The 24,139-nt window shown below is 38.0% G+C and carries 19 protein-coding genes, 1 other RNA gene, 2 pseudogenes, 1 riboswitch and 2 other annotated features (1 of these 25 running past the window's edge); of the genes and pseudogenes, 3 read left to right on the forward strand and 19 right to left on the reverse strand.

Annotated elements, in window-relative coordinates:
• Positions 1-190 (reverse strand) — a binding site (T-box leader); it reaches 18 nt to the left of the window's first position.
• Between the two features lie 45 nt (positions 191-235).
• The 9 genes from JCM9157_RS09825 to JCM9157_RS09865 all read right to left on the reverse strand — a co-directional run bounded on the left by JCM9157_RS09825 (position 236) and on the right by JCM9157_RS09865 (position 8,588).
• Positions 236-1,300: an AI-2E family transporter gene (locus JCM9157_RS09825; RefSeq protein WP_035664298.1), complete on the reverse strand. Its 1,065-nt coding sequence runs from the start codon at positions 1,298-1,300 to the stop codon at positions 236-238.
• A gap of 132 nt (positions 1,301-1,432) precedes the next feature.
• A complete protein-coding gene (locus JCM9157_RS09830) occupies positions 1,433-1,630 on the reverse strand; it encodes a YrzR-like zinc ribbon domain (RefSeq protein ID WP_035664299.1) in 198 nt (65 codons plus the stop codon).
• 100 nt (positions 1,631-1,730) lie between these two features.
• Positions 1,731-2,120, reverse strand: coding sequence for a PRC-barrel domain-containing protein (locus JCM9157_RS09835; RefSeq protein WP_235714876.1), 390 nt, complete (start codon positions 2,118-2,120; stop codon positions 1,731-1,733).
• Positions 2,121-2,164: 44 nt separating this feature from the next.
• On the reverse strand, positions 2,165-4,471 hold the full coding sequence (gene recD2 / locus JCM9157_RS09840) for an SF1B family DNA helicase RecD2 (protein WP_235714877.1): 2,307 nt from the start codon (positions 4,469-4,471) through the stop codon (positions 2,165-2,167).
• Positions 4,472-4,482: 11 nt separating this feature from the next.
• Positions 4,483-5,136 (reverse strand): tetratricopeptide repeat protein, encoded by a 654-nt coding sequence (locus JCM9157_RS09845; protein WP_035664300.1) that lies wholly within the window; start codon positions 5,134-5,136, stop codon positions 4,483-4,485.
• Positions 5,137-5,196: 60 nt separating this feature from the next.
• Positions 5,197-6,300 (reverse strand): tRNA 2-thiouridine(34) synthase MnmA, encoded by a 1,104-nt coding sequence (mnmA, locus tag JCM9157_RS09850; RefSeq protein WP_035664301.1) that lies wholly within the window; start codon positions 6,298-6,300, stop codon positions 5,197-5,199.
• 20 nt (positions 6,301-6,320) lie between these two features.
• Positions 6,321-7,481: a cysteine desulfurase family protein gene (locus JCM9157_RS09855; protein WP_035664303.1), complete on the reverse strand. Its 1,161-nt coding sequence runs from the start codon at positions 7,479-7,481 to the stop codon at positions 6,321-6,323.
• A gap of 47 nt (positions 7,482-7,528) precedes the next feature.
• Complete coding sequence (gene cymR / locus JCM9157_RS09860) at positions 7,529-7,948, reverse strand: cysteine metabolism transcriptional regulator CymR (protein WP_035664304.1); 420 nt, start codon at positions 7,946-7,948, stop codon at positions 7,529-7,531.
• Positions 7,893-8,588, reverse strand: coding sequence for a YczE/YyaS/YitT family protein (locus JCM9157_RS09865; protein WP_035664306.1), 696 nt, complete (start codon positions 8,586-8,588; stop codon positions 7,893-7,895). Before JCM9157_RS09865 ends, cymR begins: the two co-directional genes overlap by 56 nt.
• 205 nt (positions 8,589-8,793) lie before the next feature.
• Between JCM9157_RS09865 and JCM9157_RS09870 the strand changes: the two genes are divergently transcribed.
• Positions 8,794-10,068 (forward strand): replication-associated recombination protein A, encoded by a 1,275-nt coding sequence (locus tag JCM9157_RS09870; protein WP_035664308.1) that lies wholly within the window; start codon positions 8,794-8,796, stop codon positions 10,066-10,068.
• 219 nt (positions 10,069-10,287) lie between these two features.
• Complete coding sequence (locus JCM9157_RS09875; protein WP_035664311.1) at positions 10,288-10,914, forward strand: RsfA family transcriptional regulator; 627 nt, start codon at positions 10,288-10,290, stop codon at positions 10,912-10,914.
• A gap of 496 nt (positions 10,915-11,410) precedes the next feature.
• Here JCM9157_RS09875 and JCM9157_RS09880 read toward each other — a convergent pair whose 3' ends face one another.
• Positions 11,411-12,172, reverse strand: coding sequence for a tRNA threonylcarbamoyladenosine dehydratase (locus JCM9157_RS09880; protein WP_035664313.1), 762 nt, complete (start codon positions 12,170-12,172; stop codon positions 11,411-11,413).
• A gap of 130 nt (positions 12,173-12,302) precedes the next feature.
• Positions 12,303-12,484: non-coding RNA, 6S RNA (gene ssrS / locus JCM9157_RS23940), on the reverse strand.
• Positions 12,485-12,627: 143 nt separating this feature from the next.
• Between ssrS and JCM9157_RS09885 the strand changes: the two genes are divergently transcribed.
• Positions 12,628-12,933, forward strand: coding sequence for a hypothetical protein (locus JCM9157_RS09885; protein WP_035664314.1), 306 nt, complete (start codon positions 12,628-12,630; stop codon positions 12,931-12,933).
• Here JCM9157_RS09885 and JCM9157_RS09890 read toward each other — a convergent pair.
• The 8 genes and pseudogenes from JCM9157_RS09890 to recJ form a co-directional block, all read right to left on the reverse strand.
• Complete coding sequence (locus JCM9157_RS09890) at positions 12,910-14,151, reverse strand: homoserine dehydrogenase (RefSeq protein WP_148296844.1); 1,242 nt, start codon at positions 14,149-14,151, stop codon at positions 12,910-12,912. The two genes, JCM9157_RS09885 and JCM9157_RS09890, sit on opposite strands and share 24 nt — an antisense overlap.
• 289 nt (positions 14,152-14,440) lie before the next feature.
• Positions 14,441-14,556, reverse strand: a riboswitch (SAM riboswitch).
• 61 nt (positions 14,557-14,617) lie between these two features.
• Positions 14,618-16,405, reverse strand: coding sequence for an aspartate--tRNA ligase (gene aspS, locus JCM9157_RS09895; RefSeq protein ID WP_035664316.1), 1,788 nt, complete (start codon positions 16,403-16,405; stop codon positions 14,618-14,620).
• 1 nt (position 16,406) lies between these two features.
• Entirely contained in the window at positions 16,407-17,687 is a 1,281-nt protein-coding gene (hisS, locus tag JCM9157_RS09900) for a histidine--tRNA ligase (protein ID WP_035664319.1), read from the reverse strand.
• A 154-nt stretch (positions 17,688-17,841) separates the two neighbouring features.
• Positions 17,842-18,068 (reverse strand) — a binding site (T-box leader).
• A 58-nt stretch (positions 18,069-18,126) separates the two neighbouring features.
• Positions 18,127-18,303, reverse strand: a complete 177-nt coding sequence (locus JCM9157_RS24900) for a hypothetical protein (RefSeq protein WP_162831761.1) — start codon at positions 18,301-18,303, stop codon at positions 18,127-18,129.
• Between the two features lie 91 nt (positions 18,304-18,394).
• Positions 18,395-18,834 (reverse strand): annotated as a pseudogene (gene dtd / locus JCM9157_RS09905) (D-aminoacyl-tRNA deacylase).
• Between the two features lie 11 nt (positions 18,835-18,845).
• A complete protein-coding gene (locus tag JCM9157_RS09910; RefSeq protein WP_035664321.1) occupies positions 18,846-21,032 on the reverse strand; it encodes a RelA/SpoT family protein in 2,187 nt (728 codons plus the stop codon).
• A 183-nt stretch (positions 21,033-21,215) separates the two neighbouring features.
• Positions 21,216-21,731 (reverse strand): adenine phosphoribosyltransferase, encoded by a 516-nt coding sequence (locus tag JCM9157_RS09915; protein WP_035664323.1) that lies wholly within the window; start codon positions 21,729-21,731, stop codon positions 21,216-21,218.
• Positions 21,732-21,733: 2 nt separating this feature from the next.
• A pseudogene (gene recJ / locus JCM9157_RS09920) lies at positions 21,734-24,099 on the reverse strand (single-stranded-DNA-specific exonuclease RecJ).
• Positions 24,100-24,139 lie beyond the last annotated feature (40 nt).

The following is a 24,139-nucleotide window of genomic DNA, read 5'->3' on the forward strand; positions in this document are numbered from 1 at the left end:
GATCACGCGGTACCACCCTAATTATAGACATTAAACTGTCTATCACTTAATAGCCTTAACGCGGCGGACGGCAGAGATTATCTGCACTCGGGAGTAGCTTTCTGAAACTCTTCGTTTAGTGTACCTCTCAGCCACGGGTACACTTCTCTTGAAACGGGCTGCTTCATACTTGTTCCTTCAACGTTTTCTCACTTGTCTATTTGCCCTTTTATTATAAAAATTGATCTCTTACTTGTCAATCTTTCATAAAGTGAAGGCGAATGTGTAATAACGTTACCTTTCCAATTGCCAAAATTGGAACCGCAATCAACATCCCAATAAATCCCCCGACTTCAGCCCCAACTAAAAGGGCTAATATAATTAAGGCTGGGTGAAGATGAAGGGTTTTTCCTACAATAACAGGAGAAAGAATATTTCCTTCTATTTGTTGAATAACAAATATTAATATAATCGTGAACACACCTAATTGCCAAGACTGTAAAAAGGCAATAATGACGGCAGGAATCGCCCCAATAAATGGTCCAAAGTAAGGAATTAAATCCATAATCCCCATAAAAAAACCTAAAACGATGGGATAAGGAACACCTAAAGCCCATAAACCAATCGTAGAAATGATAAAAACGGATAAAGAGACAAGTAGCTGCCCTCGAATATAACTACCAAATGTATGATCTACATCTTTCACATATCTTTTTAACTCATTGCGAGCTTTTCGAGGTGTGAGATACCACGCTACCTTTTGAATAAGTTCATGATCTTTTAAGAAAAAGAACACTAAGAACGGAATAACAATAAACGAAAACATAGATTTTATTAAAAATAAAGCGGCTGCTTCAATTTGATCGAATACACTTTTTCCGATTTGTTCTAACTGAACTCTCCACTCCTGGGACTGTTCTTGTAATGGAGCAGGTAAGTTGTTTAATTGTTGCTGTATTCGATCTGTTTCTCTTTCAATTTGTTTGACTTGATCAGGTATCGTCTGAAATGCATGTTGTATTTGTTCAATAAATGCCGGTAGGCCAATCATTAATAAAAAGGCGAATACAAACACGATCAAGAAAAAGATGAGTAGAACAGCCAACCCTCTTGATAACCCGTTTTCATGTAATTTTTCCACCAAAGGATGAAGCAAATAAGTTAAAATTACTGCAATACCAACTGGTAGTAGTAAAGCTCTAATGACTTGTCCTAATGGTGATAAGAGCGGAGCGAGTTGAACCATCATGTAAATAACTAGTAACGAAAGCAGAATAAGAGTAAGACGATATATCCACTTTTGTTGTAATTCCTTGTTCATACTTGCACACCTCCATCAATTATTGTGTGCAACCAATTCTTATCCATACAAAAAAAGAGAGACTCCGTCTAACGACTGCTATAGTCATTAGTAGAATCACTCTTTTTTTTTAAAAAAAATCGTCTCTTACGATTACTGGGCTTCCATCTCAATTTGAAGGTCCTGTTCTTCAAACAAATCATCCAATGAGCTTAGTGAGCCGTCTTCTTCAACTTGATGCATGGAGAGCTTACCTTTTGATAAACTCATCTCAACAAAACAATTCCAACAATAATATTGATTCGTTCCAATTTTTCCGATATCTTTGCTCTGGCAATTTGGACAACGCATGATTATAAGGCTCCCTTCTAATCAGATAGGATGGCACGGCCATCAGCAATCGTTAGACTAGCATTCGTCTTAACGACTCTACGACCTTCAACTAAGTCTGCTACCAACCTTCCGTTACTTCATACCCTATAATCGTGCCCAGTTCTTCCATAAAATATACGTCCTCCAAAAGCCCTAATTTCTCTCCCTCAGCTGTTAACAAAGCCGTTCCATGTAATTTTTTTTTGCCTGTCTTTAAAGAATAGCAATTTTTTATTTTATGGGTGATCGGCTTTAAATCTTGGGGATGTTCAACCATTACCCCATCTGTACCAATACTTTTAATAGCTGATACAGGAAGAAATTGATGTTTGGTAAACCAACCTTTTGCATCTATCATAAAGCCACATATTGATCCATTCTCATAAAAAAGATCTAATATGTGTCCACATTCTTCGCCAGAAGACAAAGAAATAACCGGTAATCCCTCAACGGTTGAAAATGTCCGCAAAGCTAATCGCCACCTTTCCGAACATTCTTAGTTTGTGGCTTTTTTTATGTGTTATGTTGGTCAGCTTTTTCCACCTTTAAATTTTGCAATTTGAATTGTAACATTGAGTTCCTAACTAATTCTTCTTTTTGCGTAATGGCGGTATGCATAGCTTTTAAATCTCCACATAAAAGTAAAAATTGCTTCGCACGAGTAATTCCCGTATACAGTAAGTTTCTTCGGAGCATTCGTGCATAGTTTTTAACTACAGGCATCACTACAATCGGAAATTCACTACCTTGTGCTTTATGAATGGAACAACAATAAGCATGAGTAATTTGATTTAAATCTTTTTTCAAATACACGACTTCGATTCCATCAAAGGAGATTACTAATTGATCCTGTTTTTCCTGATTTTCTTTCGCGTAAAAAATCGCTACAATTTCTCCGCGGTCTCCGTTATACACATTCTCTTCCGGATTGTTTACTAACTGTAGTACAACATCTCCAGTTCGATAAACTACATCACCAAAACTTAGTTCTCGGCGTTGTTCCGTTTTCGGATTGAACAAATTTTGCAACATCGTGTTTAATTCCGTTATACCCGCGCTACCTTTATACATCGGTGCCAACACTTGAATATCTTTTGCTGTATAGCCTTTTTTGGCTGCATTTTCACAAATTTGCGCAACTACTTGTTGTACTTGATCAAGCTGACAAGGAAAGAAGCGTCGATCCTTTTGGGGTTCAGGTAGGTTACCTGGCATTGTACCTTGTTTCATCGCATGTGCAAGTTCAATAATAGTTGAGCCTTCAGCTTGTCGGTAGATATCAACTAAATGTACGGTCGGAATAACTTTTGAGTCTAGAAAATCGCGCAGCACCTGTCCTGGACCAACAGATGGTAGTTGGTCTTGGTCACCAACTAAAACGACTTGCATCCCTTTTGGAACAGATTTTAATAACTGATTCATTAACCAAATATCGACCATTGAAGATTCATCAACAATTAATAATTCTCCCTCTAACGGTTCATGATCTCCTTTATCAAAACCACCATTTCCACCTTTCCAGCCGAGCAGTCGGTGAATGGTCGTCGCAGGTAATTCTGTCGCCTCACTCATCCGTTTTGCGGCTCTACCTGTTGGGGCAACAAGTAAGATTGGAAATGGGTTCGTTTTTGAATACGCTTTTTCGTCCAAAGGAAGACCATGCAACCTGGCGTACAACTCTACAATACCCTTGATAACAGTCGTCTTTCCTGTTCCCGGTCCACCTGTTAAGATCATTAATTGAGACGAGAGAGCAGTTTGAATCGCTTCCTTTTGCGACGGAGCATACTCCATCTTTAGCTCCTCTTCTAACTTCCCTAATGATTTAAGGAATTCCGCTTCAGGAAATTGATCCTCAACTTCTTCACTTAACAGCTTGCGAACGCTTGTGACAATCCCTTTTTCAGCAAAATAAAGAGTCTTCATATAAACTCGTTCATCTTCTATATATAAAACATCTTCCTCATGCATGAGTGAAATTTGTGTTTCAACCTCTTCAACTTCGATTTTTAATTCGTAGCTAGAGAGAAGTGAAATCACATGAGGAATCAGAGCATTCTTTTCTAAATAAACATGACCGTCTGAAAGACAAAGTTCTTGCAGTAAAAACAAACAACCAGCACGAATTCGATCTGGATGATTTCCTGTAATACCGATCGCTGCACCGAGTAAGTCTGCTCTTCTAAATCCTATCCCTTCCACATCGGCAATAAGTTGATAAGGGTTTGTTTGGATAATATCAAGAGCTTGTAACCCATAAGCTTGATAAACTTTCATGGAGAGTTCGATACCAAAACCATGCTTTGATAATGTCATCAGAACTTGCTCCACCCCTTGTTGGTCAATCAATTGTTCATATAAGGCATCAGCTTTATCTTTGGCCAATTTCGGTATTTCATCTAGAACAGAGCGATTCTCAACAATTTTCGTAATGGCTCTTTCCCCTAATGTTTCCACAATCGTTTCAGCTGTCTTAGTACCAATTCCCGGAAAGCGATCACTTGATAAATATTGAATGATTCCATTTTTGGTTTGTGGTAAATCTCTTCTAAATTGCTCGACTTGATATTGGATACCGAATTTAGGATGATCAATTATATGTCCAAAAAACAAAAAAGTCTCTTCTTGCTCTAATTTAGGTAAAACCCCAACAACCGTTAGTTTCTTTTCTTTTATCTCTTCATTTGTTTGTTGTACTCGAATAAGTGCGACTGTATAAAAGTTTTCCTCATTCCGAAAAACAATATGAATGACGTTGCCCTTTATAAATCCTCGGTCAATAGCTTTTTCATTTTCTGGTAAAAGTGATTCCTCATTCACAATCATCATCCTTACTTCATAGCTTGTTCGATTGTTTTCTTTCCATTGGCTGCTAGCGCGTGATCTGGCTGAATGAGAAGAGCTTTTTCAAAAGCGTCTAAAGCATCTTCTGCTCTTTCTTTATAAGCATAAGCGACACCTAAATTAAAATAAGCATCTGCATGTTTATTGTCTAATTGAACGACTTCTTCTAGCTCTTTTATTGCTTGATCAATTTGTTCTAATTGTGCTAAGCATAATCCATATTGAAATCGACCGTCAATGTCTTTTGGCTGAAGTTCTACCGTTGTTTTAAAAGAAGCTAATGCATGAGGAAGAGCTCCTAGTTGGTAATAACTCATTCCTAGCATGAAGTGAACATCTGTTTCATCTAATTTTTTTACTAATGCTTGTTTAAACATTTTTACGGCTTCTTCAAATTGGTCTTGTTTATAATAAACAGTACCTGCTCCATAATAAGCAGTCGCAGCATCCTCATCTAAACCAATAGCCTTATCAAAGAAAACTAACGCTCGTTCAAACTCTCCTAATACTCCAAGCAAATTCCCAAAATTAATAAAACCAGTCGGATCTTTTGGATTTTCCTCAATTGCTTGATTAAACATCTTAGCTGCTTCCTCGTAATTTCGTTCATTCATATATGCAATTCCTTTTTCATTAAACATGAATATTCCCCATTTCTAAAGGTCTTTTATATCAAACAAAATGAAAGGAAAATACCTAAATTAGGCATTTTCCCACTTTTTAATAACATGATCAATTGTACCGCCACCTAGACAAACTTCTCCATCATATAAGACAACAGCTTGTCCTGGAGTAACCGCACGTTGTGGTTCATGAAAGTGCACTCGTAATGTGTCATTCTCTCCTGGATAAACTGTTACTTCTTGGTCGTCTTGACGATAACGGAACTTTGCTGTGAGGGTTAGCTCTTTTTCAGCCGGCAACCCATTGATCCAATTCATACCAATTGCATCTAGACCTTCTGAATATAAGCCTTCATGATGGAACCCTTGACCAACGTGTAATACGTTTTTCTCGAGGTCTTTACCAATCACAAACCATGGCTCACCAGCTCCACCAATTCCAAGTCCTTGCCGTTGTCCTAATGTATAATACATTAGACCATCATGCTGACCCTTTACTTCACCTGTTAATGTTTGCATTTCACCAGGCTGTGCAGGCAAAAACTCACTTAAAAATTCTTTGAAGTTTCTTTCTCCAATGAAACAAATGCCTGTACTATCTTTTTTCTTAGCTGTAGCCAAATCGGCTTTTAACGCTAGTTCACGAACTTCTTTTTTCGGAATATGACCAATCGGAAACATCGTTTTTGACAATTGCTTTTGTGACAAAGCATTTAAAAAGTATGTTTGATCTTTATTGTTGTCTACTCCACGAAGTAAAACATATTGGCCTTCTCTTTCCTCTACTCGTGCATAATGCCCTGTAGCTACATAGTCAGCACCTAGTTGCATCGCATGATTTAAGAAAGCTTTAAATTTAATTTCTTTATTACACATCACATCAGGGTTTGGCGTTCTCCCTGATTTATATTCTTCTAAAAAGTATGTGAAAACCTTGTCCCAATACTGCTTTTCGAAATTAACAGCATAATACGGAATTCCAATTTGGTTACACACTCGAATGACATCTTCATAATCCTCAGTCGCCGTACAGAAACCATTCTCATCTGTATCATCCCAGTTTTTCATAAAGATTCCGATCACATCATACCCTTGTTCCTTCAGAACTAAAGCTGTAACAGAGGAATCAACTCCTCCAGACATTCCAACTACGACTCTTGTATCTTCTGGTCGTTTATTCAATTTTTCCACCGCCTATATTTCTAGCTGATAAATTCCTTTTGTTGTCCAAGCCTTTTTACAATTTGAGCCGTTTGACTGGCAACATGTTCAATCTCTTCTATTGTATTACCTAGTCCAAAACTAAAGCGAACCGCTGATTGAATGCGTTCAGTAGCCTGGCCAAACATCGCAACAAGAACGTGAGATGGTTCAATCGAACCAGCCGTACAAGCTGAACCACTTGAAGCACAAATACCAGCTAAATCTAAATTCATTAACAATGATTCTATATTTACACCCGGAAAACTAACATTTAATACATGTGGCAACCGTTCATGTTGATGTCCGTTAATCATGAATTCAACCTTTTCCTTTAACCAAGTGTCCGTCAGAATTTGAGCAAACTGTTGATAAAGCTCTTGTCTTTTAGTCATAGATTCAAGTGCTAACTCTAACGCTTTAGCAAATCCAACAATTGCTGCGACATTCTCCGTACCGGCTCTTCGCTTTTTCTCTTGCTCACCACCAAATAGTACAGGCTTTACCTTTACTCCATTTCGGATGTACAATAAGCCAATTCCCTTTGGGCCATTAATTTTATGAGCAGATACTGAAAGCATATCTATTTTTAATTCATCTAACTTCAAGTTAATTCCACCACAAGCTTGAACAGCATCCGTATGAAAAACGGCTTGATGATTCTCTATCAATTCTCCAATTTCTTTGATCGGCTGAATCGTTCCTACTTCATTATTTCCAAACATGAGCGTAACAAGAATCGTATCATTTCGCAGAGATTTTTGCACATCATTTAACCTGACCCTACCTGTTTCATCTACCGGCAAGTAGGTTACCTCAAACCCCCGTTTTTCGAGTTCTTCACAAGCATGCAAAACGGCATGATGTTCTATTTGAGAAGTAATAATATGTTTACCTTTGTTTTCATTTTCAAGAGCATATCCGATAATGGCCATATTGTCCGCCTCGGTTCCGCCACTTGTAAACACGAGAGTTTGCTCAGAGACAGCAAACAGACTAGCTAACCGGCTACGTGCTTGATCAAGAGCCTGTCTTGCTTGTCTACCTACTTGATGGATACTTGATGGATTACCAAATAACGTTTGATAATATGGAAGCATCTTTTCTAACACATCTGGGTGAAGAGGCGATGTAGCAGCATGATCGACGTAAATTACCTCCACGTTCATTCACCTTCTTGTACATTAAATTTGTTGTTATCCTTCATTCATTATATATAGAACATAAAATATTCTTGATCACCTGAATCTTCATAATTTGCTAAATCATCTAAAGTCGTGTTATCAAGTACATCCTTGACAGCATCACGAATTTTTATCCATAAGTTCCGTTTCGCCGGCTCTTCGTCTTCTAACACTTCAACCGGACTAATTGGCCCTTCTAGAACTCTAATAATATCTCCGGCAGTAATATCCTTCGCTTCTTTTGCTAACATATAGCCACCATATGCACCACGCACACTCTTAACTAACATCGCATTTCTAAGGGGCGCAATTAACTGCTCTAAATAATGTTCAGATAAATCATACTCCTTAGCAATAGATTTAAGCGAAATAGGACCTTCTCCCGTTCGTTTAGCTAACGCCATCATGATGGTAAGGCCGTAACGTCCCTTTGTTGATATCTTCATCCTTATTCCCTCTTTCTATTATATAATCGAATACTCGCTGACATTGTGGCAACGTAATCCCCACTACCGAGCCAATTCCAAAACAGAATAACAGTGTCCCAATGAAAACTGTTCCACCTAATAACCATCCAAAGGTTAGCACGATGATCTCCATAAGACCACGAACATACTGAACCTTCCAACCTGTCTTTTCTTGTAAAGCTAACATTAAACTATCACGAGGACCAGCGCCACATCGCGGAGCAATATATATTCCAATTCCATAACCTATGATAATGATTCCTAAACCCAACATAATATATTGAAAAAAAACGTAAGAAGGTGTTGAGATAAGCCACATAAATACATCAATAAACAATCCAACAAAAAGCATATTAATAAAGGCACCTATTTGTGGTAAGGATTTAGTCAACATGGTCGTTAAGAGTAAAATAACTACTCCCATTATAATAGACCACGTTCCAACTGTTAAACCGAGTTGAAAGCTCAAGCCTAAATGAAGAACATCCCAAGGAGCTCCTCCTAACTCAGCACGAATCATCAACGCAATCCCTAAAGACATGACCATTAATCCAAGTAAAAATATTCCCCATCGTAAAAAAAATGTACGTTTACTATGATGATAGACAGGTTTCTCCAAGAGAAAATCCCTTCTCTCTATATTAATTCTTTGCCATTATAGCACGAAATAGTTCTAGATGGCTTATAAGACAATCAAAAGTATTGATTGAGAAGTCGTTTTAAAGTTTGTTAATCAAGGTTGTTTTAAGTCATTATATCGTTGGTTTTTTTACAAGTCATCGTTTACACTTACACTAAGATTCTAATACGGAGGCTTCCCCATTATGAAGAAACAACCACTTGCATTTCGAATGCGACCACATAAAGTTGAGGATATCATCGGTCAAACACATTTACTCGGAGAAGGAAGTTTATTAAGGCGCATGGTTGACGTTGGACAACTTTCTTCAATGATTTTATACGGTCCCCCCGGTATAGGTAAAACTTCAATTGCCAGCGCAATTTCAGGTTCAACAGGTACTCCCTTTAAAATGTTAAATGCTGTTGTCCATAATAAAAAAGATATGGAAATTGCGGTAGAAGAAGCGAAAATGCACGGACAGCTTATTTTAATATTAGATGAGGTTCATCGTTTAGATAAAGGAAAGCAAGATTTTTTATTGCCTTACCTTGAAAGTGGATTACTTATTTTAATAGGAGCCACAACAGCTAATCCATATCATTCTATTAATCCAGCGATACGAAGTCGCTGCCAAATATTCGAGCTTGAACCGCTAACGCCAATTGATATCGAACGAGCGTTACAACGTGCACTAGATGATCATACAAATGGATATGGTAAAGAAAAGATCATCGTTGAAGAAGCTGCACTGAGTCATTTAGCCCATGCATGCGGTGGAGACGTTCGCTCAGCTTTGAATGGATTAGAATTAGCTATCTTGTCTACTTATCCTAATAAAAACGGTGAAAAATACATCCCACTGAAAACAGCAGAAGAATGTATTCAAAAAAGAAGCTTTCAACATGATAAAGACGGGGATGCCCATTATGACGTTCTTTCCGCATTTCAAAAATCAATCAGAGGAAGTGACGTGAATGCGGCCTTACATTACCTTGCTAGATTAATTGAAGCTGGCGATCTTATTAGCATCAATCGACGTTTACTTGTCATTGCCTATGAAGACATTGGACTCTCTAATCCACAAGCGGGACCTCGAACGCTTGCAGCAATCGAATCCGCGGAAAGACTTGGTTTTCCCGAGGCGCGAATCCCTTTAGCAAATGCAATTATTGAGCTCTGCTTATCTCCTAAGTCAAACTCTGCCTATAAAGCGCTAGATGCTGCTCTTGCTGATATTCAAAAAGGCAATATCGGAGCAGTCCCTAAGCACTTAAAAGATGCGCATTACCAAGGTGCAACCGAACTCGGGCGTGGTATTGACTATAAATATCCACACGACTTTGAACACGGTTGGGTTAAGCAACAATACCTACCTGATGCTTTGAAAAACCGATCTTATTATCAACCTAAGCGAACAGGAAAATTTGAATCGGCTTTAGCCGATGTATATGAACGACTTCAGAAAAATGAAAACTAAAAATATCTAGTTTTTTCATGTATCTATACAAGTTTCACATAACTATAGCACCAACTAATATTTTTCTAGATTATTCTTCAATCAATACGTGCTGTACAGCAACGCACTTTCTAATATTTCTGATTACTTTCATCTTTTTCTATCATCCTTGTATAAATCTTATTCGATCTGGTTAGAATTTGTAGCAACTAGAACAATACTATTTAGGAGTTGATTAGAATGAAAGTAAGACAAGATGCTTGGTCACATGAAGATGATGTATTATTAGCAGAAACGGTCCTGAAACATATAAAAGAAGGTAGCACACAATTAAGAGCTTTTGATGAAGTAGGTGACGAGTTGAATCGTACTTCTGCAGCTTGCGGATTTAGATGGAACGCAGTCGTCCGTAATCGTTTTATGAAACAAATCGCAGAAGCAAAAAAAGAACGCAAAGAAAGAAAACGTGCTGCTTCATTTTCTTACTACCCACAAATGAGACCTATGTGGACACCACAACCGATGATGGAACATATGACGCAATCACTAGATAGCGAGATGTCATTAGAGTCGGTTGTTCAATACCTACAAACATTAGCACAAAGTAACGCTCAAACTCCTGCTCTCCAACGTGAGAATGAAAAGTTAGCTAAAGAAAATAACGAACTACTAATTCGTAACCAGGAACTTGAACGTGAATTAAAGAAAATTAAACAAGATAATAGTATTATTGAAGAGGATTATCAATCTCTAATTCAAATAATGAATCGTGCTAGAAGGCTAGCGATCTTAGAAGATGAAGATTCCCTTTCATCTGCTTCATTCAAAATGGACAAGAATGGTAATTTAGAGAAATTAGCGAAATAAGAATGGATAAAAACCAAATGCACCGCAATCGCGGTGCATTCGGTTTATTTTAATAATAGCTAACCATTTTTGATTAAGCCATTTACATACTTTCGATAGGAGTTGACTTGATGAAGAACTTTCCCCTCCAACATCGACCTGGTTTAGGTCTTCAGCAGCCCTATGATAACCTTTTTACTCCAACTTCGACCTAGTTTAGGTCTTCATCGGCTCTATGAAGACCTTTTCACTCCAATTTCGACCTGGTTTAGGTCTTCATCGGCTCTATGAAGACCTTTTCACTCCAACTTCGACCTAGTTTAGGTCTTCAGCAGCACTATGATAACCTTTTTACTCCAACTTCGACCTAGTTTAAGTATTCACCGGCCCTATGAAGACCTTTTTACTCCAACCTCTGTCAAGTTTAATCCTTCACATCTTTGATCTCATTGCCTGCTTGCTTATTAGTTTAAGAGTGATCTTTATTAATTGATGTTCATTTTGCTTTTACTTATAATTACCGCTGAATTTCAATATCTTTTAAAAGTCTTGTAATAACATGTCCTGCCATAATTAAACCTGCAACCGACGGGACAAATGCATTAGAAGATGGTGGCATTTTAGCTTTTCTAATTTTTCCTGACTCAGCTGCTTCAGATACAATCTCTTTTCTAATTTCTTCTCGTATCTTAATAGGCTGCTCGTCAGAATACACCACTTCTATGCCTTTATGTATTCCTTCTTTACGTAATCTTGTCCGGATTACTTTGGCAATAGGATCATAGCTTGTTTTTGATATATCCGCAATTTTGAATCTTGTTGGATCCATTTTATTTGCAGCACCCATTGAAGAGATGATTGGGATATTTCTTTCTAAGCACTGTTTCATTAAGTGTATTTTATAAATGATTGTATCACTAGCATCGACCACATAATCTATATCATAACTAAAGAATTGTTCAAATGTTTCTTCAGTATAGAACATTTTTAATGCAATTACTTCACAATCAGGGTTAATGTCTGCGATCCGTTCTTTCATTAGTTCAACTTTTTGCCTGCCAACAGTGGACAAAAGAGCATGAATTTGTCTATTTACATTTGTAATATCAACATCGTCTTTATCAACTAGGATCAAACGTCCAACTCCAGAGCGTGCCAAAGCTTCAACTGAAAAAGAACCAACACCTCCGACTCCAAGAACTGCTACTGTACTATTTTTTAAAAGCTCAATACCATCATAGCCTATCGCTAACTCATTTCTAGAAAATTGATGCAACATCGACTTAACTCCTTCCAAACTTATCTACGGATGACTATACCATAGCAGAAATCAAAAGTCTAAAAGCGCTGGCAATACAAAAAACAACTCCCTGTTTTTAAAGAAGTTGTTAGTTAAAAGTATGTATAGTAAGAATCCCAGTGACGCCGTTTCATCTATTGTTTTGAACCTGCTCCTAGCAGGTGGGTGCACTGTGAGTATGCTTTTACGTCCTTCAGCTTTCAAGGCTTGTAAGTACACATTCAACTTGAGCTCCCGTCTTAAAAATGTTGGCTCAATACACATAGACTTATACGAACATCTTAGGAATCTTACTTCGTTAACCCTATTTTAACAACAAATACTCAGTCGGTCAATATCAATATTCAGAATATTTCACCATCATATATTTGGAAAAATTACGCCCTTATGTTACAGTTATATACTATATATAAACTGCAAAAGGATGTGTCTGAATGAACCTTCTTGCTTCACAAACTTGTGTAGAAATCCGCCAAGAAATTGGTTGGACCGAAAAACGAATCGTTGAAACCAAGTTTGACATACATCTGTTTGAGAACCAATTAACGGTTAAAGACGATGTATTCCCATTAACATCCATCTTTGATATTTCTTACCGAAAAAAGCCTGAAACTGACGCAATGGGCTTTCTTTATATACATACTGATAAAGGGGTTCGAACGTTTTATATTAAAGAAGATGCCTACTCGTTAGTAAGTGCCTACCGTAAGTTGAAATCAGATCGACCCGAGCTGCGCTGAATGCACTTTTTTCACTCTTCTCCTTTTAGATACGTCACCATAGATCGGAAATTTCTTAAACGGTGAAGGTACCTTTTGATTACAAATGATCCAACCTTCACCCTCATAATGGTCATACGTATCTAAAACAACTATTTTCATCTCCTTGATCCACTCGAGTGCACGTGCTCTCTCTGCATGCTTGATAAAAACAATAGCATGCTCGTAAGTCTCCTTGACCTCTACTTCTTTATTACTTTTGAAAACTCTGCCACTACTTTTCATACGTTCATGGAACAAAAAATCTTCAATCATACTGTTTGAAGTAGCTTCTTTTCCTGCACCAGGTCCGATGAAAAGAAGTTGATTAATTTGGCTACCTTCAAGAGATATTCCATTCGTCACGCCTCTCACACTTGCTAACGGCTCTGTATCAACTAGAAAAGCAGGAGTAACATGGCCTTTAACTTCGGTTCCAACCTTTTTTGCCTCCGCTATTAATTTAATTTTAAAGTTAAACTTCTCGCCAACTTCCGCATGCCAATCCTCAACCTCAGAAACTCCTATTCTTGTAATATTTTTTTCGTCAGGCCATGTACCAAAGCATAAACGACTTAAGATTCTAATTTTATACCAAGCATCAAAACCTTCTATATCATCGGTAGGATCTGCCTCTGCATAACCCAATTCCTGTGCTTCCATTAATACGTCAGTGAAACTACGGTGATTTTCTATCATTTCTGTTAACATGTAATTTGTCGTTCCGTTTAAAATACCTGAGACTCTTGAAATAGAAGTTGTCATTAAAGTACCCTTTAAGGCATTAATAATAGGTATTCCTCCAGCTACTGCTGCCTCATACCCATAATAAGTATCGTATTCTGCTGCTAAACTCTCAAGAAGCCAGCCTTTTTCTGCTACCAATTTTTTATTTGCTGTGATAACGGGAATTCCCTTTTTTAGCCAAGTCGATGTGTATGTAAAAGCTGGTTCAATACCACCAATCGCTTCAAAAATTAAATCATAATTAGCAGCCTCACAGAACTCTTCCCAACTCGTTGTCACGATTGCATTTATATTTACTGCCCGTTTCTTCTGTCTATCTTTTACCAAAACAGCTGCAATCTCACATTGGTCCTCCACTATTTGTTCAATTTCTGCTTTCGTTTCCGCTAGGCGTTCAACAACCCCACTTCCAACTGTTCCGTACCCAATCAGACCTATACGTAGCATATTCATTCCCCTCTCCTTTTTGTGCTAATTGCTGGCATTCTCTAAGAGAATGCTTAAGAACTTGCAACGGTTCCGCTCCAACCGGGAAGTTTGCATTGGCTCCACTCGTTGCTCGCAGCCTCTGAGAAGTTCGCTAAGAGACCGCTTAAGATCTTGCAACGGTTCCGAACTCCAACTCAGACTTTTGCATTGGCTTCTCTCGTTGCTTCGTTTTAGCCAACAAGGTGAAGTTCGACCTTGTTGGCTAAAAACGATAAAAAAAACCTTTCCGACAAGGAAAGGTTTTGGGTGCCTTTTCTTATCTTTCAGAATAAAGTCATTCTGCTGAATTTAGCACCTTTTTTTGCATGGCTAATGCAAAACGGTTGCTGGGCTTCGTAGGGTCAGTCCCTCCGCCTCTCTAGATAAGTTGGAATATTAAACGTTCCTATTTAGTTATCGTGATTATACGGTAAGTAATCTGAATTGTCAATTACGCATTCACTTTTTCAGATTTTTTACCGATAACAGAAAGATTTAAATCAATAAGTTGTTCTACACTTACTTCACTTGGTGCATTAGTCAATAAGTCACTCGCACTGGCTGTTTTAGGGAAAGCAATGGTATCACGTAAATTCGTACGACCTGCTAACAGCATAATTAAACGATCTAACCCTAAGGCAATTCCTCCGTGCGGTGGAGTTCCAAATTCAAAAGCATCTAATAAGAAGCCAAACTCTTCACGTGCTTCTTCAGGAGTAAATCCTAACGCGCTAAACATTTGCTCTTGGATATGGCGTTGATAAATACGCTGAGATCCTCCACCTAGTTCATAACCATTTAATACAAGGTCGTACGCATCAGCTCTTACACTTTTTGGATCTGTAGCTAGTAGATCTAGGTCTTCTTTTTTCGGGCTTGTAAATGGATGATGTAAAGCAACATAACGCTTAGCATCTTCATCAAATTCAACAAGCGGGAAGTCAACGACCCATAAGAAGTTAAATTGATCTTTATCAATTAAGTCAAACTGCTTACCAAATTTCAATCTTAATGCTCCTAAGCTATCAAACACAACTTGTTTCTTATCGGCACCAAAGAATAACAAATCCCCTACCTCAGCATTTAAAGCTGTTTTTAATGAAGTAGCTATGTCCCCTTCAAAGAATTTAGCAATTGGTCCTTTTAGTCCATCTTCTTCGACTTTTAACCAAGCTAATCCTTTTGCTCCATACTGCTTCACAAATTCAGTTAAGCCGTCAATTTCTTTACGCGATAATTTACCTGCTCCGCCTTTCAGATTCAAGCCTTTAACCGTTCCACCACTAGCTAATGCTGATTGGAATACTTTAAACTCAGAATCTTTCACTACGTCAGATAGCTCAGTTAATTCCATACCAAAGCGAAGATCTGGTTTATCGGAACCAAAACGATTCATCGCTTCATCATATGTAAGACGTGGTAGCGGTAGTGTTAATTCTACACCTTTTAATTCTTTTAAGATTTTAGCCATCATTTTTTCAGTCATGGCTAGTAAATCTTCTTTATCCATAAATGAAGTTTCGATATCGACTTGAGTAAATTCTGGTTGACGATCTGCTCTTAAGTCTTCATCTCGGAAACAACGAACGATTTGATAATAACGCTCAAATCCAGAAACCATTAAAAGTTGCTTAAACAACTGTGGTGACTGAGGCAATGCGTAAAACTCCCCATGATGAACCCGACTAGGAACAAGGTAATCACGAGCTCCTTCTGGTGTACTTTTCGTTAGCATTGGTGTTTCAATTTCCATAAATAATTCATCATCTAAGAAATTACGAATAAGTTTAGTTGTTTGATGACGTAATTTAAAGGTTTCTTGCATATCTGGACGACGTAAATCTAAATAACGATACTTTAACCTAACATCCTCTGAAGCATCCGTATCGGCTTCAATTTGAAATGGCAGAGGTTTCGCAGCATTTAAAATCGTAAACTTCTTAACATGAACTTCGATTAATCCTGTTGGAATTTTATCGTTTACCGTTTTAGGGTCACGGGCTACAACTTCTCCCTCTAACTCAATAACATATTCATTTCGAGCTCGTTCAGCTACTTTTAATGCTTCTTGCTCAATTTCTGGGCTACATACAACCTGAACAAAACCAGAACGGTCACGAATATCAAGAAAAATAACCTGGCCTAAATCACGACGTCTTTGCACCCAGCCTTTTAGTTGTACTTTTTCTCCTACATGTTGTTCCCGTAGCGTTCCACAGTGATGTGTTCTACCTATCATATTAGTTTCCTCCTACTGTTTTCTCTTTAAGGTAATTTATGAATTCTTCTAAATTCACTTCAACTTGTTCACCTGTAGCCATGTCTTTTACATTGATTTTACCGTTCGCTAATTCATCGTCGCCAAGGATCGCTGTAAAGCGCGCTTCTAAACGGTCTGCTGCTTTAAACTGTGCTTTCATTTTTTTGTCTAAATAATCTTTATCCGCACTAATACCAGCTTTTCTAAGGTTATAGACAAGTTCTACTGTTTTATCCTTTGCCTCTTCCCCTAAAGAAACAACATAACAGTCTAATTTAGGAGATGCTGGAATTACTTGATCTTTGGCTTTTAGGGCCATAATTAAGCGTTCAATACTAAATGCAAAACCAATTCCCGGTGAAGATGGCCCACCTAAATCTTCGACAAGTCCTGTGTACCTTCCACCACCACAAAGGGTGGTAATCGCTCCAAAACCTTCACCTTCAGCCATGATTTCAAATGCAGTATGGAAATAATAATCTAATCCACGAACTAAAGTTGGATCTACCACATACGGGATGCCAATTACATCAAGATGACCTTTTACCTTTTCAAAATAGGTTTTAGATTCTTCATTTAGATAATCTAAAATCGAAGGTGCAGTTTCCATCAAAGGATTGTCACGGTCTTTCTTACAGTCTAGAATACGTAACGGATTTTTTTCTAAACGATTTTGACAGTCCTCGCAAAATTCACTGATACTTGGTTTAAAGTGATCAATCAATGCTTGACGATGTGCATCCCTACTTTCTTTATCGCCAAGGCTGTTCAAAACTAATTTCACTTCGGTTAGTCCTAATTCTGCATATATACTCATTGCTAATGCTAGCACTTCTGCGTCAATTGCGGGATCTGAACTTCCGATTGCTTCTACTCCAAATTGAACAAACTGCCTCATTCGACCTGATTGAGGACGTTCATATCTAAACATAGGGCCATTATAGAATAATTTTGTCGGTTGATTCGCTTGTCCAAACATCTTTTTCTCTACATACGACCTAGCTACACCAGCTGTTCCTTCAGGACGAAGGGTAAGACTTCTTTTCCCTCGATCTTCAAAAGTATACATTTCTCTTTGGACGATGTCGGTAGTATCACCGACCCCTCTTTGAAATAAATCAGTGTGTTCAAAAATAGGTGTTCTAATTTCTTGGTAGTTGTATCTTCTGCAAACATCCTTTGCTTTTTCTTCGATATACTGCCATAGTTCTACTTCGCCAGGTAAAATATCCTGCGTTCCACGCGGGATTTGAATACTCATTTTTGTTCCTCCAGACTTCGATTAAATATTACTTGGGGACTAAAAAGTTTTGCAATGGCTTCGCATGCTGCTCGCTCCTACGAGAAAACCACTCAGGGGAAAACCGCCTTTTTGTGAAAATCAAAAAAACTCCCGTCGCTGATGAAGAAATATCATCAGGGACGAGAGTTAAACCCGTGGTGCCACCCTAATTGAAGCTGTTACGCTTCCACTTTTACACAGTTAACGCCTGTATACGTTTTTTCCTAATGGTCTTAGACGTTCAGAAAAACTCCTCCGAGGTGTTCATTCATTAAGACAAATATGGAGGGCTCTCAGCCATGACCTCTCCTCTCTTATTTATTTGCAACCTTAACTACTGTGCCTCTTCACTGGAATAGTCTTTGTTTTATAATTATTGTTTATTATCATACGAATCTTAAGGACAACTGTCAATAGGTTAATTACGATTCATTTTATCTTTAAGTAATTTAACATCCCTTAATGAAATTCCAAATTCAGAAGCTAGTTCCAAATTCGTATTCTGACTTTCCTTTTCAACAAAGTTATGATAATCCATATTGAATAAAGGGTTTAAACTATTATGATGCATTTGTTGACGGCTACTTGAACGCATGTCTTTCAATCCTTCCCACTACCTTTTCTCTTATTTTGACCAACTTATGAGAAAAACTTACATGTGGTGGAGGATTTCTTTTAAAGTAGACTTACTTGCTCTCAATAATTAATGTTACTGGACCATCATTTAAAATGGAAACATCCATCATTGCACCAAAGACCCCTGTTTGTACCTCAATTCCTTTGCTTCTAAGAAGCTCATTAAATTGATTATACAGGTCTTCTGCTACATCAGGTTTGCTGCAGCCATAAAATTCGGTCTTCTTCCTTTTGAACAATCTCCGTATAAAGTAAATTGTGAAATAGACAGGATTTGACCATTTACATCTAGAAGTGAATGATTCATTTTGCCAGCATCATCTTCAAAAATACGTAAATTCACAATTTTATCTGCTACGTATTCCACGTCTTTTACCGTATCTTCATGCGAGATGCCGACAAGAAGAGTTAAACCGAACTCAATCTGACCAACCACTTTCTGATTCACTTCAACAGAAGATTTTCTAGTTCTTTGTAAGACAACTTTCATACGTTCACCTCTTAATGCATCACTCTTCGTACAGAGTATATATCTTTGAGCTGTTTAATTTTATCAACTACTTTATGTAGATGATCAATATTATGGATAGAAATCGTTAAATGGATCGTAGCCACTTTTTGTCTGTGATCTGAACGTCCGGAAACAGCATTAATCACGGTACGAGATTCGGTAATCGCTTGTAACACTTCATTTAACAAGCCGTTGCGATCAAAAGCAGAAATCTCAATATCAACATTGTAAGATTTACTTTGCTGAACGTCGCCTTCCCACTCTACTTCTAACAATCTTCCTTGTGCTTCCGCGTTTTGAACATTGGCACAATCAGAACGGTGAATCGAAACTCCTCGACCCTTTGTAATATAGCCGATAATATCATCACCAGGAACAGGCGTACAGCAACGAGATAACCGAATCAATAAGTTATCTACACCTTTAACCGTTACTCCGGAATGAACTTTTTTCTTTGGTCTAAAGGTTTGTACGTCTGAAATAGCTGCAACTAACGATTTTTCTTCCTGTTCATGATCTTGTTGCTTTCGAAGTTTCTCTGTCATGCGATTGACAATTTGTTTAACGCTTATGCCACCATAACCAGCAGCTGCAAACATGTCTTCCTCACCAGCAAAGCTAAACTTATTGGCAACATCAGCAATATTTTCGTTCGTTAAAACTTCCTTAGGTTCAAAATCAAGAGCCCGAATTTCCTTTTCAACTAGCTCGCGTCCTTTTTCAACATTTTCTTCTCTTCTTTCTTTTTTAAACCATTGCCTAATTTTATTCTTAGCATGAGAAGATTTTGTGATTTTCAACCAGTCTTGACTAGGTCCATAAGAATGCTTTGAAGTTAAGACTTCCACAATATCGCCCGTATTTAAGCGGTGTTCAAGTGGAACCATTTTACCGTTTACTTTAGCACCAATACAGCGGTTTCCAATTTCACTATGAATTCGGTACGCAAAATCTAAAGGCACCGAACCAGCTGGTAACTCAATAACATCTCCTTTTGGACTAAAAACAAACACCATATCAGAAAACAAATCTAATTTAAGGGATTCCATAAATTCCTGAGCGTCATTTGTTTCTGTTTGGGACTCAATGACATCTCGGAACCAACTTAGCTTGTCCTCGAAGGAATTTTTGTTTTGAACTACTTGCTTTCCTTCTTTGTAAGCCCAATGAGCAGCAACCCCGTATTCAGCTATACGATGCATTTCCTCCGTTCGAATTTGTACTTCAAGAGGATCCCCTAATGGCCCAACGACCGTTGTGTGAAGGGATTGATACATATTGGCTTTTGGCATCGCAATGTAATCCTTAAACCTGCCAGGCATTGGCTTCCAGCAAGTATGAATCACACCGAGTACAGCATAACAATCCTTAATACTCTTAACCATGATTCGTACAGCTAAGAGGTCATAAATTTCATTAAATTGCTTGTTTTGCAAAACCATCTTTCGATAAATGCTGTAAATATGCTTAGGTCGACCTGAGAGTTCTGCCTCGACATGGACATCCAAAAGATGCTCATTAATCGTATCCATCACTTCGGATAAGTACTTTTCCCGCTCGGCCCGCTTTTTTTTCATTAAATTAACAATTCTGTAATATTGTTGCGGATCTAAATACCTAAGTGCTGTGTCTTCTAGTTCCCATTTAATCGTCGAGATCCCGAGTCTATGAGCCAGTGGAGCAAAAATTTCTAATGTTTCATTTGAAGTTACTCGTTGCTTTTCTGGTGGCATGAATTTCAACGTTCGCATGTTATGCAAGCGGTCAGCCAATTTAATTAAAATAACCCGAATATCTTTTGCCATAGCAATAAGCATTTTTCGATGATTTTCAGCTTGTTGCTCTTCTTTGGATTTGTATTTAAATTTCTTAAGTTTCGTTACACCATCTACAAGCATCGCAACTTGATCATTAAACTCGTCCTTCAGTTCTTCAACCGTTACGTCTGTATCTTCTACAACATCATGTAGAAATGCTGCTGCGACTGTGTTCGGATCGAGTTCTAACCCAACAATTATCCCTGCTACTTGTATCGGGTGCAGAATATAGGGTTCTCCTGATTTACGGTACTGCCCTTCGTGAGCTTGCTCAGCGAATTCAAAAGCCCTTTTTAAAAAAGCTACGTCTGTTTCATTTAAGTATTGACTAGCCTTTTCTAACACTTGATCTATCGTCATGGAATCACCTATTTACGATTCAATATTTCTTTATATTATGGGTAAGTTTCCTAGCCATGTAAAGGGAAAAGAGCGAAAAAGTATTTAAATAATGAAAGAGGGTGACTCTCCCAAGGCATATGAAGACGTAATTCAAGTCATCATCTGTGCTTAGCCTCAATTGAGTCACCCTTTTCTGAGTCCTTAATTGTACGTCATTAAAGAGAAAATATCGTATTTATCTAGTTTTGTACGCCCATCTAAGTAACCCAACTCAATCATAAAAGCAATTCCAACTACCTCGCCACCAAGTTCTTCCACCATCTTAACTGTTGCTTCAATAGTTCCTCCAGTTGCAAGTAAATCATCAGCGATTAACACTCTTTGACCTTTTTGGATCGCGTCCTTATGAATCGTTAAACTATCTTTCCCGTACTCTAAACCGTAATCAACTGAGATAACCTCACGTGGAAGTTTACCAGCTTTTCTGACTGGAACAAAGCCCGCTTCTAACGCATACGCAATTGGACAACCTACTACAAATCCTCTAGCCTCTGGTCCAACGACTACATCTACATTCTTATCTTGTGCGTAAGCTGTCATCTCGTCAATCGCAGCCTTGTATACTTTCCCATCTTGCATTAATGTTGTAATATCCTTGAAGCGAATTCCTTCTTTCGGATAATTTTCAACAATTTTAATATAGCTTTTGAAATCCATTTTTACACCGTCTCCTTGATTAGGTTACCATCATTCATTTTTTCTTGGAACACTTGTTGAAACCATTGTTTTAAATCCATATAAGAAGAATACACAAACTCATTCTCAATTATAGCTTGCTCTTTTTTCCTTTTGTAAGTAGCTGATTCTTCTAGGTTCTTTTTACTAGGGTTTTCATTAACGTGAATAATTCCATTGTCTATTGTAACAAAACCTAGCTCAGAAAACACCTTTGACATAAAGTCGATTGTAAACCGAGACCAACCTTTAAATTTCGCTAGTTCTTCGCTATGTTTTTTCATATTAAATGTCTTTCTTTTTAGAAGGAAGGCATAAAACCATTTGAACTGTTCACGATTAGGGTTTGTCGTAAAAAAGGAATCTTCTTCTTGATGAAAAATCGTGTAAATTCTACTTGGTCTATCCACATGTCGAAACAATTGAATTAACTGCTCTCTTTCATCTGGTATATCCAATAATACAACTGATTTGTTCTCAAGACTCAATTGACTCGTATCATCAGACAGATGAATAACCTGAAACTGCTCAAGACCTAAGATTGTCTTAGTTTGCTCTTTAAAGGCAAGTAACACTCTATTTTCTTCTGATATTGTTGAAAGTCTTTCGACTAAACGGTTTCTTTGTATACTGCGCCAATCAAATAATTGCCATTCCGAAACGGAAACATCCTCAATCATTAATTGTGGCTTAACATGCCCGTTCCACTCGTTAATAGATAACGTTCCAATAACAGATACTTTCGCCTGTGAAGTAATCTCTTCACATAAATAACCAAGATGAAAACCAATACCATCTAGTGTAGCAGCATTTTGAGTAAATCCGACTTTTAAGTGATTAGAATCGCTACCTATTTTTCTCATTTGATCTAACTGAACTTCTTGTAAAAGTACTTTCGGTGTTGGATTAGAAACACCAAAAGGAGCTAGCTGCTCCATCTGCTTGATCACTTCAACAGATACTTCATCAACACCAGCTACTAAGTCTATTGCTGTTACTGGTTTAAAGTCTTCTTCAGTTAAGACTTCCTTTGCTTGTTGACATAGTCTTTCCCTCAACTCCGCTAAATCATCAGCCTTCATCGTCAGACCGGCTGCCATCGGATGTCCTCCAAAATGAGGGAGGATGTCACGACTTTTTGAAAGCTCTGTGAACATGTCAAATCCTTCAATACTTCTTGCTGATCCCTTTGCAAGTCCTTTTTCAGGATCGATACTTAAAACAATCGTTGGGCGATAATACCGTTCAACAAGACGAGAAGCGACAATTCCGATCACTCCTGCATTCCAACCTTCACCAGCAACAATCAGAACCTCATTCTCTGTGGGAGGAAACTGTTCTTCTACAACCTGAATAGCTGCCTCTGTAATTTCACTGACGACAGCTTGTCTTTCTTTATTTAAATCATCAATCTCAGAAGCTAACATTTCAGCTTCCTCGTGTGATTCTGATAAGAGCAAGTGAACAGCTGGATCAGCTGAATCTAAGCGACCTGCTGCATTTATTCTTGGACCAATCCCAAAGCCTACATGATCAGCTTGGACTGTTTGGGAGGTGATTCCACACTTCTTTTTTAACGCTATTAGACCGGGTTTCTCCGTTGATTGAAGGGCATGAAGGCTTCCATCACAAGTAAACGATTTTCATCTACAAGTGGAACTAGATCTGCGACAGTACCAATAACCACGATATCTAACCATTCCGTTGGTACCCTGCCAAGTAGAGCATGTGCGACTTTAAACGCAACTCCAACTCCCGCTAAACCTTTAAATGGATATGGACAACCTGGCTTTTTGGGATTAATGATTGCGTACGCATCAGGTAAGACTGGAGGCGCTTCATGGTGATCGGTCACAATGAAATCAAGTCCAATCTCCTTCGCAACTTTTGCTACTTCTACAGCAGCAATACCAGTATCTACAGTTACAATTAGATCATATCCTTGTTCTTTTGCTTTTCTAATTGCCGGTTCATTCGGCCCATAGCCCTCTGTAAATCTATTCGGAATGTAAAAGTCCACTTTTGCCCCTATAGATCTTAAAGCACAGTACATAACCGTTGTACTACTGACTCCATCGGCATCATAGTCTCCAAAAATCAAAATCTTTTCATTTTGATCGACTGCAGCTCGAATTCTTAGTACGGTTTTCTCCATATCATCTAACAGAAATGGATCATGGTAGGTCATTTGCTCTTTATATAAGAATTTTTTCGCTACTTCCACTGTATCGAAACCACGATTTATTAATAACTTAGCAACTAACGGCGCAATGTTTAAATTACTAACTAATTCGTCAACCTGATTGGATGCTTGTTCTCTTATATTCCATCTTGCTTTAGATTTTAACATCAAAAAACACCCCTTGAACCTCCCATTATACAGGAGCATT

Origin of the sequence: Halalkalibacter akibai JCM 9157 (assembly GCF_000513135.1) — a bacterium.
Lineage (GTDB): Bacteria > Bacillota > Bacilli > Bacillales > Bacillaceae_D > Halalkalibacter > Halalkalibacter akibai.